Source organism: Streptomyces sp. NPDC005533, assembly GCF_042871845.1.
In the GTDB taxonomy this organism is placed as follows: domain Bacteria; phylum Actinomycetota; class Actinomycetes; order Streptomycetales; family Streptomycetaceae; genus Streptomyces.
The window spans coordinates 142,278-155,283 of sequence record NZ_JBIAJH010000004.1 but is presented as its reverse complement, the minus strand read 5'-3'; the positions used below and the strand labels follow the sequence as shown (position 1 = coordinate 155,283).

The window sequence follows — 13,006 nt, the reverse complement described above, 5'->3', positions numbered from 1 at the left end:
ATGCGAGAAGAGCTTTACGAGTTCTACGGGTACCAGGTCGCCTGCACGGCGCCCCCGGAAGCCGAGGCCATGGTGGGCCGGCTCTTCGGCGCCCCGCTGCGGACCGGCGACGCGACCCGGTCGCCCTGGACGCCGCAGACCGTGCACCTGTCCGTCGAGCTGACCGACACGGACCGCGAACCCGTGCCGCCGCCCTACTTCCCGGAGCACTGGGACACCTCGGACGTGGTCGTCCTCGACACCGGAAGCTCCCGGGCGGCGATCACCCCCGCGCGTTGGACGGTACGGGTGACGCTGGCCCGCTCCGACCTCGACGACCCCGTCGTGTGGGGCCGCTGGCTGGTCGAGAAGGCCTTCCTCGTGCTCACGCTCCGCTCCGACCGGCACTACGGGCTGCACGCCGGCGCGCTGTCGGTCGACGGCCGCGCCGCCCTGGTGACCGCGGACAGCGGTGTCGGCAAGTCGACCTTCACGGCGTGGGGCCTCTTCAAGGGCGCGGACTTCGCCGGCGAGGACGCCATGATGCGGCACATCGACGACACCGAGGGCCGGTTCTGGGGATACCCCCGCTGTGCCTACCTCGACCCGGCTCTCATCAAGAGCAGGCCGGAGCTCGCCGACGCGCCGGCGGCGCAGGTTCCCGCGCGCGACAAGAAGCGCGTCGAATGGCCCGCCCTCTACGAGAGCCGGCTGCGGCCCGCCGTACGCCCGCGGGCCCTGCTCGTACTGACCCGGGAGCACGAGACGGTCCGGCCGCTCGAGGTCGACGCGGTACTCGACCTGTGCCGCAGCGACTTCGCGGCGGGCAAGGACAGCCCGGCCGTACTGGAGCAGGTGGAGAGCGACCTGCGCGTGCTGCTCTCCGACATGACCGTCCTCCAGTTCGGTCTCTCCACCGACCTGGACACCAACTTCGCACGCCTGGCAGCAGTGCTGCACGGCTGATACCGGACCCCGCACCACCATGAACGAGAGAGTGATAGGCGACATGGGCCCCACGAACTGGAGCACCCTCACGCGTATGCCGGTCAAGGCGTACCACTACGAGCTCGACACCTGTTTCCGCGAGGGGTTGAGCGAGTGCCAGGAGGCCTTCGGCGGCCGGCGGGACGAGGTCCTGCACCGCTCCGCGCTGATGCTGGTCAAGCCCGACGGCATGGCCACCGGCAAGCTCAGGGTCATCCTGGACTTCCTCGCCGCTCACGACTTCGGCGTCGTCGGCGCCGAGATGTTCCACTTCAACCGGCACACGGGCCGGGAACTCTGGCGCCACCAGCACACGCTGGCCTCGCTGGACCGCCTCGCCGTCAACGACATCGTGCTGCAGGCCGGCCCCACCCTGATGCTGCTCCTGCGCAGTCACGGCAGCCACGCCGTCCCCGCGACCGTCCACCTCAGCTCGCTCAAGGGGAAGGCGGACATCTCGCAGCAGGCCGCGGACAGCCTGCGCAGCCTCCTGAAGCGGCCCAACCGGCTGTGCAGCATGATCCACTGCGCCGATGAGCCGGCCGACCTGGTGCGCGAGCTGAACCTGCTGATGGATCCCGCACCGCGTCACCGGCTGCTCGGCCGACTCGCGGAAGGCGTGCCCTCCCCGGTGGACGAGGAGCTCCTCGACCGTGTCCTGCACTCCGGCGAGTTCGGAGGGGTCACCCTCGACCGGGCGGCCGCCGTGCGGCGCATCGACGAGCTGGTCGCGGAGCGCGCGGCCGAGCGTCCCGACCTCGCGGAGCCCGCGGGACGGGTCCGGGCGTGGCTGGCGGGTGCGGAGCGCGGTGAACTGCTGCCCTGGCGGGAGTTCGCCGGTGTCCTCGCCTCGCTGGAACTCAAGCTGGACGTCTGGGACCTCGCCATCGTGGGCGCCAGCCACATCCAGGAGGACGAGCCCGGTGCCATCAAGGTGATCGGGAACCCGGCACCGGACTCCTGGCTGACGTGATCCCGTACGTCGTGCGGCTCTCCCCGGGAGACGCCCTCGCACTGCCGTCAGGGGGTCCGGTCCCGGGAGCGGGACCGGAACCCTCTCCTTCGCTGTTCCTGGTGCACGCCGAGGACCTGGCGGGGGAGTGGGAGGGCGCCCTGGCGGCGGTGCTCAGCGAGGAGGAGCGGGCCCGGGCCGCCCGGTTCCGCCGCAGCGAGGACAGGGACACCTACGCGGTCACCCACTTCGCGCTGCGGCTCGTCCTCGGCCGTCTCCTCGGGGTGGCCCCGGCCGCCGTGCCGTTCACCCGCCGGGCCTGCCCGGGCTGCGGCGAACCGCACGGCCGGCCGGGCGTACCGGGCGATCCGCTGCACTTCTCCCTGAGCCACAGCGAGCACCTGGGACTCATCGCCGTGGCAGCCACGCCCGTGGGCGTGGACGTGGAGAAGACCGCGACCGCCGAGGCCGCCGTACCGCTCGTCCAGTCCCTGCACCCCACCGAGCGCGCCGAGCTGGGCAGGCTCCCGGAAGCCGACCTGCCGCGGGCCTTCACCCGTACCTGGTGCCGGAAGGAGGCCTATCTGAAGGGCATCGGAACCGGTCTCTCACGTCCCCTCTCGCAGGACTACGTCGGCGCCACCCCGGAGCCGGCCGCCCCGCCGGGCTGGCGGATCGCCGACGTTCCCCTCGAAGCGGACGACATGGCCGCCGCCGTCGCCGTCGCCGTCCCTCCCCACATCTGATCCAGGAAGGCCCCCACAGTGCGTGTTCGAACGAGCGCCCAGCCCCCATGGTGGTCGCGGCTGCGACCGTACGGGGAGCCCGTGCCCCGCGCCCGGCTCCTCGTCGTGCCGCACTCCGGCGGTGGCCCCAACCGCTATCTGCGGCTGCTCGGTGCCCTCCCCGACGACGTGGAGATACTCGGGCTCACGCTCCCGGGCCGGGAGCGCCGCAGGACGGAGCCGCCCGGCGCCACCCTGGACGAGGTGCTCGCCAGCCTCGACGCGGTCCGGCTGCCCGAACTGCCCACGCTGGTACTCGGTCACAGCCTGGGCGCCACGCTCGGCCTCCACCTGGCGAACGCCCTCGGCGAGCACTGCGTCGGTCTGATCGCCTCAGGGCAGGAGCCGCGCGACGGCATCGGCTGGCTCTCCGAGGACTCCGACGACGAGGACGTCCTGCGGCTGCTCGAACTCGGCGGGGACATGCCGGCCGCGATCCTGGAGGACACGGCGTGGCGCACGGCCCTGCTGGACACCCTGCGCGCGGACCTCAGGCTCGGCAGGGAGAGCGCCGAGCGGAGCAGGGGCATGCGCATCGACGCACCCATCACCGTCCTGTGCGGACGAGAAGACCGGCTGGTCGACCAGGACGTGCTGGCGGGGTGGGGCGCCCACTCGACCGCGGAGTGCGAGGTGCACGTCTTCCCCGGCGGCCACTTCGCCCTCTTCGATCCCGTCAACCGGCGGCAGTACGTCGAGGCGGTCGAGCGCCGCTTCACCGCGATCGCCGAACCCGCCGGCTGATGACCGGATCGGCCCGGTCCTCCCGACCACGACGAGTTCGCCTTTTCCATGGCGAATGTCCGCAGCATGCTTTCGTACGTCGAACACGGAACTCGGCACATCGTGAGGACAGCCGAAATGGGCTCGCGCATAGCGCGACACCAGCAGGTTGTAGGCTACATGTGTTCGGCTGTGAATGAATGGGCGAAATTATCGCATCGCCCCTATGGTGCGCCCCTCCCGCTGAAGTCCCGCGTGCGGATTGCCTGGTGGCGAGGTGTCCCCACCTCGCAAAACGCTGGTCGGGCGCCTGGTGATCTTGATCCGAACGACGCCGATGTGGAAAATCCCACGTCGGCAGAATGGGACGAACCCTCCCGAGTCGAGCGGAATTACTCGCGGTGACACGGCGAAGTTCGTCTATTATCTTCTGCAATCCGAAGTCAGGTTAAATGCAATCTCTGGGGGAAATTGTGCCGGAAGTCAACGACCTAGCGCGTCCAACGGCGAAGCCCGAGGCATCGGCAGACACGCTGCACACGTGGTTCGCCCGTCAGGCCGCCGGGAGCCCCCGGGCCACCGCGCTCACCGCCGGTGGAACCTCGATGACCTACGAGGAACTGCACGACCTGGCAGGACGCATGGCCGCGCGCCTGGTCGCGGCGGGCGTGCGCCCCGGTGACCTCGTCCCGGTGCTCGTCCAGCGCCGCCTGGTCGTCCCCGCCATCCTCGGCGTGCTGATGGCGGGCGCCGCCTACGTGCCGCTCGACCCCCGGTACCCCGACACCCGCCACGCGAGCCTGGCCGAACGGGTCGGGGCGGGCGTGATCGTGACCGATGACGAACTCCTCGTGCGGGCCAAGGCGTGGCACACCGGATCGTTCGTGCTCGTCGGCGACGCCGTGGATTCGGACCTTCCGGCGCTGAGCGTCGAGGTCGCCCCGGACGACCTCGCCTACGTGATGTTCACGTCGGGCTCGACCGGCACGCCCAAGGGCGTGAAGATCACGCACCGCAACGTCACCCGGCTGATGACCGAGTCGGCGGCGATCTACGACCTCGGTGCCGAGGACGTCTGGACGATGCTGCACTCCTACGCTTTCGACTTCTCCGTCTGGGAGATGTGGGGGGCGTTGCTCTTCGGCGGTCGTCTCGTCGTCGTCGAGGACGACGAGGCCCGTGCCCCCGACGAGCTGCTCGACCTGATGGACCGCGAGGGCGTCACGGTACTGAGCCAGACGCCCTCGGCCCTGGCGGCACTGACCGGCGCCGACGAGTTGCGGCCGGCCGCCCTCGACCGCCTGCGGCTGATCGTGCTCGGAGGCGAACGCCTCGACCCGGCCACGCTGAGCGGATGGTTCGCCCGCCGGGGCGACGAGCAGCCGCGCGTGGTGAACATGTACGGGATCACCGAGACGACGGTCCACGTCACGTACTGCCCCATCACGGCGCAGGACGCCGCCGCCGGCGCGGGCAGCCCGATCGGGGTACCGCTCCCCGACCTGGACGTGTCCCTGCGGGACGAGGACGGCGCACCGACCCCGGTGGGGGAGGTCGGCGAGATCTGGATCTCCGGCCCCGGCCTGGCCCGCGGGTACTTCGGCGACGAGGAAGCCACCGCACGAAGCTTCCGCACGGCGACCTGGGGTCCCGACGACGAGCGGCGGACCTACCTCAGCGGAGATCTCGCGCGCGCGGACGCCGACGGACGGCTCTTCTACGTGGGTCGCCGCGACGAGCAGGTGAAGGTCCGCGGCTACCGCGTCGAACTGGGCGAGGTCGGTGCGGCGCTGAAGGCCCACCCGGACGTCGTCGACGCCTGCGTCGCGACCGACACCGGCAACTCCGTGGGATCCAGGCTGCTGGCGTGGGCGACCGTACGCCCCGGCGGCCCGGGCACGGACGGCCTGCGGGCGTTCCTGACCGACCGGCTGCCCGGCCACATGGTTCCCAACGACTTGCGCGTCGTGGACTCCATGCCGCTGACACCCAACGGCAAGATCGACCGCAAGGCCCTCCTCGAACAGGCCCGCGCGGCCGCCCGCACCGCGTCCCCCGCCGCGCAGGACGCCCCCCAGGGCGATTCCCTGCAGGCGGTCGTGGCCGGCATCTGGGCCGAGGAACTCGGCATCGCCGAAGTGGGCCTCGGGGACGACTTCTTCGACCTCGGCGGACATTCACTCCTGGTCTCGAAGGTCATCCGCCGCACCCGCACGGAGATCGGCGCACAGATCGGCGCGCGCGCCCTGTTCGAGGCACCGCGGCTCGCCGACTTCGTCGAGCGCGTACGGGCCCAGGCCGCGACCTCGGTGGGTGCGGCCGCCGACCGCTGAACACCGGTCTTCGGACGCAGTGTACGAACTCCAGCCGCCACGGGGCGGCCTGAGGAATTGGGTGGGACAACGTGCGTGCAGTGCACAGGGGCAACAAACGCAGGACGGCGGTGATCGCGGCCTGCACGGCGGTGATCGCGCTCGTCGCCGGGTGCAGCAGCTCCGGGGGCAAGGCCGACGAAGCCGGCGCGGGTGACGCCGGCGGGAGCGTCCGGAACGTGGACACCCCGCGGTTGAAGATTGCGATGGTGACGCACTCCGGTGAAGGGGACACGTTCTGGGACATCGTGCAGAGCGGAGCCAAGCAGGCGGCCCGGAAGGACAACGTCGAATTCCTCTACGCCAACGACAAGGAGGCCAAGGGGCAGGCTGAGCTGGTCCAGTCGTTCGTGGACAAGAAGGTCGACGGGATCGTGGTGACGCTGGCCAAACCGGAGGCCATGAAGGACGTCCTGGGCAAGGCCGCGGCAGCGGGCATCCCGGTGGTGACGATCAATTCCGGAGCGGACTTCTCCGCGAAGTCCGGAGCGCTCGGCCACATCGGTCAGGACGAGTCGGTGGCCGGTGAAGCAGTGGGTCAGGAATTAAGCCGGCGCGGTAAGAAGAAGGCCCTGTGCGTGATCCACGAACAGGGAAACGTGTCGCTGGAACAACGCTGCGCCGGAGTGCAGAAGACATTCGAGGGATCGGTGGAGAACCTGAATGTCGAAGGCACCAACGCACCCGGTGCGCAGTCCTCGCTGAGTGCGAAATTGCAGGCGTCCCCGGACATCGATGCGGTGATCACCCTGGCGGCACCGATCGCGGCGGTTTCGGTGAAGGCGAAGCAGGACGCGGGGAGCAGGGCGGAGGTGGACACCTTCGACCTGAACGCCGAAGTGGTCAAGAGGCTCAAGGCGGAAGAGGTCGGCTTCGCGGTCGATCAGCAGCCGTATCTGCAGGGCTATCTCGCGGTGGACGAATTGTGGCTGTACAAGACGAACGGGAATGTCCTGGGCGGCGGCAAGCCGGTCCTCACGGGGCCCGCGATCGTCACCGGGAAGGACGTGCCCGAGCTCGAGAAGTACACCGCCCGCGGCACCCGATGAACGGCCTGGACGAGAAGCCCGCCAAGGGCCCCGGGCCGCAGGTGCCCGCGCCGCCCGCCGCGACCGTGCGGCCCGACGAGCGCCTGCCGGGGCGGTCACCGCTGCGCAGGCTGTCGGTCCGTCCGGAACTGGGCTCGGTGGTCGGGGCCGTCGCCGTCTTCCTGGTCTTCGCGGTCGTCGCCGACAGCTTCCTGCGCGCCTCCAGCCTCTCCACCGTCCTGTACGCGGCGTCGGTGATGGGTGTCATGGCGGTGCCGGTGGCGCTGCTGATGATCGGCGGCGAGTTCGACCTGTCGGCCGGCGTCCTGGTGACGAGCTCGGCGCTGTGCTCCTCGATGCTCAGCTACCAGTTGTCCGCCAACGTGTGGGTGGGCGTCGCGGTTTCGCTCCTGGTGGCCCTGGCCGTCGGGCTCTTCAACGGCGTCCTGCTGACCCGCACGAGGCTGCCGAGCTTCATCACCACGCTCGGTACGTTCCTGATGCTGACGGGACTGAACCTCGGCCTGACCAAGCTGATCAGCGGCACCGTGTCGACCAGGTCGATCGCCGACATGGACGGCTTCGACTCCGCCAGGGCGGTGTTCGCCTCGTCGTTCACCGTCGGCGGCGTCGACTACAAGGTGACCATCCTGTGGTGGCTCGGCATGGTCGCGGCCGCAACCTGGATCCTGCTGCGCACCCGCGCCGGCAACTGGATCTTCGCCGTGGGCGGCAACAAGGACGCGGCCCGCGCGGTCGGTGTGCCGGTCGCCAGGACCAGGATCGGCCTCTATCTCGGTGTCGCGTTCGGTGCCTGGGTCTCGGGTCAGCACCTGCTGTTCTCGTACGACGTGGTGCAGTCCGGCGAGGGCGTCGGCAACGAGCTGATCTACATCATCGCGGCGGTCATCGGCGGCTGCCTCATCACCGGCGGGTACGGCTCCGCGGTCGGTTCGGCGGTGGGCGCGCTGATCTTCGGGATGGTCAGCAAGGGCATCGTGTTCGCCGAGTGGAACCCGGACTGGTTCAAGTTCTTCCTCGGGGCGATGTTGCTCCTGGCGACCCTGCTCAACCACTGGGTCCGCAAGCGCGCGGAGGCGACGTCATGAGGACCGGGGGGAAGGCCGTGACCAGCCAGGAAGCCGCGCCGGCCCGGACGGCGCTCGTCGAACTGGACGACGTCGGCAAGTACTATGGGAACGTACGGGCCTTGGAGGGTGTGTCCCTCGAAGTCCACGCGGGTGAGGTCGCCTGCGTGCTGGGCGACAACGGCGCGGGCAAGTCCACCCTCATCAAGATCGTCGCTGGGGTGCACCGGCATGACGCGGGCACCCTCACGATCGAGGGCGCCGTGACGAGGCTCGGCTCACCGCGTGAGGCCCTCGATCTGGGCATCGCCACGGTCTACCAGGACCTCGCGGTGGTTCCGCTGATGCCGGTCTGGCGGAACTTCTTCCTCGGATCCGAGCCGACGAAGGGCGTGGGCCCCTTCACGCGCATGGACGTGGAGTCCATGCGCAGGACGACTCGTGCGGAGCTGGCGCGCATGGGCATCGACCTGCGGGACGTGGACCAGCCCATCGGCACCCTCTCCGGGGGCGAGCGCCAGTGCGTGGCCATCGCGCGTGCCGTGCACTTCGGCGCGAAGGTCCTCGTCCTGGACGAGCCGACGGCCGCGCTCGGCGTCAAGCAGTCGGGCGTCGTCCTGAAGTACGTCGCCGCGGCGCGGGACGCCGGACTCGGAGTGATCTTGATTACCCACAACCCGCACCACGCCCACCTGGTGGGCGACCGGTTCGTACTCCTCAAGCGCGGCAGGATGTCCGGCAGTCACACCCGCCGTGACATCACGCTGGACGAACTGACGCGCCAGATGGCGGGCGGCAGCGAACTGGACGACCTCCGTGACGAATTGGAAAGGGCGTGAGGAGCGGTCCGGACTGCCCCGGTTGCGTCGAAAGCGCGTCGGCAAGGCGCCTTGACTGACTGTTTTATCCGGCATCTCCGTAGCGCCTGTCTCATTCGGAGATCGGCCGTTCCCAGCGGATTGCCATGAGCACCATGTTCCACAGGAACCTTTGGTTCCACATTACTTGACGGAGTGTTAAGTGATCAAAACGATTGATGCCGGTGTCAACTCTCTGATAGTTTCACGCGCCGATGTCTTCTCGCGTGCCGCACTGCACGCCACAGCCGAATGAGTCGCCGCGAGGCCACGCTGATCCCAGGAGCCCTACAGATGCAGCAGAAGCCATCTCACGCACCCCCTATCGCGGTGATCGGTATGGCGGCCCGTTTCGCGGGCGCGGAGAATGTCGAGCAGTACTGGACGAACCTCCTCGAAGGCGTCGAGTCGTCGAACCGGCAGACCGGCGACGGAACGGGGCCGGACGGCGGCAGCCGTAACGGCACCTTCGTGCGAGGGGTCGCGCGGGTCGACGGCATCGAGTCGTTCGACGCCGACCACTTCCGCATACAGCCGACCGAGGCCGTCATCATGGACCCGCAGCAGCGCGTGCTGCTGGAGGTGGCGGCCGAGGCGCTGGAGGACGCCGGCTACGCCGGGCAACACGACGCGGTGGTCGGCGTGTTCGTCGGTTCCGGCGAGAACCACTACTTCCGCGAGTACGTGGCCCCGACGGAGGCCCGTGCGGGACGCACCGGCGACGTGCGCATCACACTTGCGAACGAAAAGGACTTCCTCGCACCGCGGCTCGCTTTCAAGCTCGGCCTCAACGGTCCCGCCATCACCGTGCAGACCGGCTGTGCCACGGCGCTCAGCGCGGTGGCCCTCGCCTGCTCGGCCCTGGCCGCGGGCGACTGCGACATCGCCCTGGCGGGCGGCGTGAGCCTGCTGATGCCGGACGTCGAGGGCTACACGCACACCGGCGGCGGCATCCTGTCGGCCGACGGCCGGTGCCGGGCCTTCGACGCCGAGGCCTCCGGCACGATCCCCGGATCGGGAGCCGGTGTCGTCGTGCTGAGGCGCGAATCCGACGCGCAGGCCGCCCGTGACCACCGCAGGGCGGTCATCCGCGGCTGGGCGGTCAACAACGACGGTGGGTCACGCGGGGGATTCACCGTCCCGAACATCAACGGTCAGGAAGCGGTCATCCGGGCCGCACTCGTGCGCGCGGACATCAAGCCCGACGAAGTGGGCTACGTGGAGACCCACGGCACGGGCACCGCGATCGGCGACCCCGTCGAGTTCGAGGCACTGCGGCGGGTCTTCGCGACCCCCGGCCGGCCCGCGGAAACGCCCGTCGTGCTCGGCGCGGTCAAGCCCAATATCGGGCACACCGACGCGGCGGCGGGTGCCGCCGGGCTGATCAAGGCGGCACTGACCGTCGAGCGGGCCGTGGTGCCGGGAACACTCCACTTCCGCACGCCCAACCCCGAGATCGACCTCGCCTCGACTCCCTTCACCCTCACCGCCGAGACCCGCCCCTGGGAGGGCGAGGGACCGCGCATCGCCGGTGTCAGCTCCTTCGGCCTCGGCGGGTCCAACGCCCATGTCGTGCTGGAGTCCGCCACGGCCCTGCAGCCCGCGCCCTCGCCGCGCTCGCGCCAGGTCCTCGCGCTCTCCGCACGCAGCGACGAGGAGCTGGCCCGGATGCGGGAGCGGCTCGCCGACCGGCTCGCTGCCGCGCCCTCGATCGACGAGGCCGAACTGGCCGACATCGCGTACACGCTCGGAGTGGGGCGCGCCAGGTTCCCCCGCCGCTGGGCGGCCGTGGTCACCGAACCCGCCGACGCCGTCGCACAGTTGCGCGCTGACGGCGAGGCGGACCGGCCCACCGCACGGTGGTCGCTGGCGATGCACGGGACCCCCGCCGAACTGGCCGCGATGGGCGAACGGCTGCTCCCCACCGAGCCGTTGCTGCGCTCCGCGCTCAGCGCACTCACCGGACGCGCCGACCTCCGAGGCCTCGCCCCGGAACGAGCCGGCGCGCTCGCCGCGCTCGGCGTCGCCCGGGTCCTGCTCCGCCTCGGCCTCACCTTCGCCCGGGTGGACGCGCCCCAGTGGGCACGGCCGGCCGCGCAGTGGCTGGCCGCCGGCGCCGACCCCGAGACGCTGGAGGCGGCCCTCACCGCCTGCACGGACGACGCCGACAAGGGGTCCGTCCGCGAAGGCGTCGGTCGGATCATCGTCGGCCCGTCCTTCGACCTGGCCGACGTGGCGGCCGCGGCATGGCGAGCGGGCGTCGCCGTCGACTGGGCCGCGTACTACGGCGACGAGCAGCGCGGCCGTGTCCCCCTGCCCACCTACCCGTTCACCCGCCGCCGGTTCTGGCTCGAACGTCCGGAGACGGACGCGGCCGGCAGCGCCCCGCAGGCCGCGCCGACCCGCGCCGACACGGCGAACCTCACCGAATTCGTCGAGAAGGTCTGGCGCACCGTCCTCGGCGTCGAGCACATCGAGCACGACGCGCACTTCCTGGACGATCTCGGCGGCGACTCGCTGCACGCCGTGGAGATCGGGGCCTGCCTGAACGAGGAGCTCGGGCTCGACCTGCCGATCGACCTGCCTTTCATCGCGCCCACAATCGAGGCCACTTCGACCTACGTCGAGAAGGCCCTGGCTACGGAGAAGAACTCATGAGCACCATCAACACCAACGACGTCCTGATCCGCCGACTGGACGTGACCGCCCGCGTGACCGACCAGGTGGTGGAGCTCAGCGAGCGCCACCAGGGCGGCCTCCTGATCGAGAGGCTGATCGGCCGCTACGTGATCGACGCCGACGCGCGCAAGGTCTGGCGGCTCATCGACGGGCGCCGCAGCATCGCCCGGATCGTCGAGGACCTCTCCGCCGAGTCCGGCCTCCCGGTCGCCGAGATCGAGCAGCCCGTGCTCACCCTCTGCCGCCGCCTCGTCGAACTCGGCATCCTCCAGGTCGTCACGCCCGCCGACGTCGCGGTGCTCGAACTGGTGGCAGTCGCCGGATGAGTCGCCCCGCCATCACCAAGGTCGGCCTCCAGATACCCGGCTACTCCTTCCCCGGGACCATGGACAACCAGCTCTTCGACCGTGTCGTCGAGATGGCGCAGACCGCCGAGGCCAACGGCTTCGACAGCCTGTGGACCATGGACCACGTGCACCAGATCGCCTCGGTCGGCGAGCCGGACGAGCCGATCCTGGAGGCCTACACGACGATCGCCGCGCTGGCCGCCGTCACCTCGACCGCCAGCCTCGGAGTCCTCGTCTCGTGCAACGGATTCCGTAACCCCGCGCTGCTCGCGAAGATGGTCACGACCATCGACGTCATCAGCAAGGGGCGCGCGATGCTCGGCATCGGCGCCGGATGGCACGAGGAGGAGTGCCGCGCCTACGGCATGGACTTCCAGACCACCGGTGAGCGCCTCAAGGGCCTGGCCGAGGCGGTGCAGATCTGCCGCGCGATGTTCACCGAGCACGCGCCGCGGTTCTCCGGCACGTACCACCGGATCGACGAGCCGATCAACGTGCCCGGACCGATCAACCCCGACGGCCCGCCGATCCTCATCGGCGGCGGCGGCGAGAAGGTGTTGATCCCGATGGTGGCCCGCTACGGAGACGCCTGCAACTTCTTCGGGGCGCCGGCCACCGTACGTCACAAGATCGACGTGCTGGAGAAGGCGTGCGCCGCCGTGGGCCGCGACTCCGGAGAGATCACCAAGACCTGGCTCGGGCACGCGATCATCACCGAGTCCGAAGCGGAGCTCCAGGAAGGGCTGGAACGGCTCGGGACGCTGCTGGGCCGCGCGCCGAGCGCCGTCCGGGGCTTCGCCCTCTGCGGCACGCCCGCGGAAGTGCGGCGCCAGATCGCGGAGTACCGCGACGCCGGAGCCGAGGGCCTGATCGTCACCGTGCTCGACCCGGGCGATCTGGAGCACCTGAAACTGGTCGGCACGACGCTGCGGGAGGCCCTGGATGACTGACCGGCCGAGCACCTCCACGACCGAAGTCGACTTGGACGGCGACCCCGCCGACGTCGTCGCGGCGGTCTGGGCCGAGGCACTGGGCCTGGACGCCGTCGACCCGGACGAAGGCTTCTTCGACCTGGGCGCGACCTCGGTCATGGTCGTCGACGTGGTCCGTGTCCTGCGTCGGCGCTGGCCGGGCATCAAGATCGTCGATGTCTTCTCCCGCCCGACCGTTCGCCAGCTCGCGGCCTTCCTCGGCGATGGGTAGGCCGAC

At 70.3% G+C, this 13,006-nt stretch carries 12 protein-coding genes; all 12 read left to right on the top strand.

The genetic code is table 11. The features are described from left to right. The 12 genes from ACFYP3_RS05875 (at position 1) to ACFYP3_RS05820 (ending at position 13,000) form a co-directional block, all read left to right on the top strand. Positions 1-945: a hypothetical protein gene (locus tag ACFYP3_RS05875; RefSeq protein WP_388827353.1), complete on the top strand. Its 945-nt coding sequence runs from the start codon at positions 1-3 to the stop codon at positions 943-945. 19 nt (positions 946-964) lie between these two features. Beyond that, entirely contained in the window at positions 965-1,939 is a 975-nt protein-coding gene (locus ACFYP3_RS05870; protein ID WP_388827350.1) for a nucleoside-diphosphate kinase, read from the top strand. Between the two features lie 101 nt (positions 1,940-2,040). After that, positions 2,041-2,664: a 4'-phosphopantetheinyl transferase family protein gene (locus ACFYP3_RS05865; RefSeq protein ID WP_388827347.1), complete on the top strand. Its 624-nt coding sequence runs from the start codon at positions 2,041-2,043 to the stop codon at positions 2,662-2,664. An 81-nt stretch (positions 2,665-2,745) separates the two neighbouring features. Beyond that, positions 2,746-3,447: a thioesterase II family protein gene (locus ACFYP3_RS05860; protein ID WP_388827344.1), complete on the top strand. Its 702-nt coding sequence runs from the start codon at positions 2,746-2,748 to the stop codon at positions 3,445-3,447. Between the two features lie 431 nt (positions 3,448-3,878). After that, positions 3,879-5,759: an amino acid adenylation domain-containing protein gene (locus ACFYP3_RS05855; protein ID WP_388827341.1), complete on the top strand. Its 1,881-nt coding sequence runs from the start codon at positions 3,879-3,881 to the stop codon at positions 5,757-5,759. 71 nt (positions 5,760-5,830) lie between these two features. Beyond that, on the top strand, positions 5,831-6,847 hold the full coding sequence (locus ACFYP3_RS05850) for a sugar ABC transporter substrate-binding protein (protein WP_388827338.1): 1,017 nt from the start codon (positions 5,831-5,833) through the stop codon (positions 6,845-6,847). Beyond that, positions 6,844-7,935: an ABC transporter permease gene (locus ACFYP3_RS05845; protein WP_388827335.1), complete on the top strand. Its 1,092-nt coding sequence runs from the start codon at positions 6,844-6,846 to the stop codon at positions 7,933-7,935. The genes ACFYP3_RS05850 and ACFYP3_RS05845 overlap by 4 nt, the downstream gene beginning before the upstream one ends. Beyond that, entirely contained in the window at positions 7,932-8,753 is an 822-nt protein-coding gene (locus ACFYP3_RS05840) for an ATP-binding cassette domain-containing protein (protein WP_388827332.1), read from the top strand. The genes ACFYP3_RS05845 and ACFYP3_RS05840 overlap by 4 nt, the downstream gene beginning before the upstream one ends. A gap of 270 nt (positions 8,754-9,023) precedes the next feature. Beyond that, positions 9,024-11,429 carry a beta-ketoacyl synthase N-terminal-like domain-containing protein gene (locus ACFYP3_RS05835; protein ID WP_388827329.1) on the top strand — a complete coding sequence of 802 codons (2,406 nt, stop codon included), beginning with the start codon at positions 9,024-9,026 and terminating at the stop codon, positions 11,427-11,429. Further along, the gene (locus ACFYP3_RS05830) at positions 11,426-11,776 is read left to right on the top strand and encodes a PqqD family protein (protein WP_388827326.1); all 351 of its coding nucleotides are present in this window, start codon (positions 11,426-11,428) and stop codon (positions 11,774-11,776) included. The genes ACFYP3_RS05835 and ACFYP3_RS05830 overlap by 4 nt, the downstream gene beginning before the upstream one ends. Continuing rightward, on the top strand, positions 11,773-12,747 hold the full coding sequence (locus ACFYP3_RS05825) for a TIGR03560 family F420-dependent LLM class oxidoreductase (RefSeq protein WP_388827323.1): 975 nt from the start codon (positions 11,773-11,775) through the stop codon (positions 12,745-12,747). The genes ACFYP3_RS05830 and ACFYP3_RS05825 overlap by 4 nt, the downstream gene beginning before the upstream one ends. After that, on the top strand, positions 12,740-13,000 hold the full coding sequence (locus tag ACFYP3_RS05820; protein ID WP_388827320.1) for a phosphopantetheine-binding protein: 261 nt from the start codon (positions 12,740-12,742) through the stop codon (positions 12,998-13,000). The genes ACFYP3_RS05825 and ACFYP3_RS05820 overlap by 8 nt, the downstream gene beginning before the upstream one ends. The last annotated feature ends 6 nt before the right edge of the window (positions 13,001-13,006 follow it).

Coding starts and splice junctions, on each gene's coding strand:
- ACFYP3_RS05875 (WP_388827353.1), top strand. CDS start 1: ATGCGAGAAGAGCTTTACGAGTTCTACGGGTACCAGGTCGCCTGCACG.
- ACFYP3_RS05845 (WP_388827335.1), top strand. CDS start 6,844: ATGAACGGCCTGGACGAGAAGCCCGCCAAGGGCCCCGGGCCGCAGGTG.
- ACFYP3_RS05820 (WP_388827320.1), top strand. CDS start 12,740: ATGACTGACCGGCCGAGCACCTCCACGACCGAAGTCGACTTGGACGGC.
- ACFYP3_RS05830 (WP_388827326.1), top strand. CDS start 11,426: ATGAGCACCATCAACACCAACGACGTCCTGATCCGCCGACTGGACGTG.
- ACFYP3_RS05855 (WP_388827341.1), top strand. CDS start 3,879: ATGCAATCTCTGGGGGAAATTGTGCCGGAAGTCAACGACCTAGCGCGT.
- ACFYP3_RS05825 (WP_388827323.1), top strand. CDS start 11,773: ATGAGTCGCCCCGCCATCACCAAGGTCGGCCTCCAGATACCCGGCTAC.
- ACFYP3_RS05870 (WP_388827350.1), top strand. CDS start 965: ATGAACGAGAGAGTGATAGGCGACATGGGCCCCACGAACTGGAGCACC.
- ACFYP3_RS05840 (WP_388827332.1), top strand. CDS start 7,932: ATGAGGACCGGGGGGAAGGCCGTGACCAGCCAGGAAGCCGCGCCGGCC.
- ACFYP3_RS05835 (WP_388827329.1), top strand. CDS start 9,024: ATGAGTCGCCGCGAGGCCACGCTGATCCCAGGAGCCCTACAGATGCAG.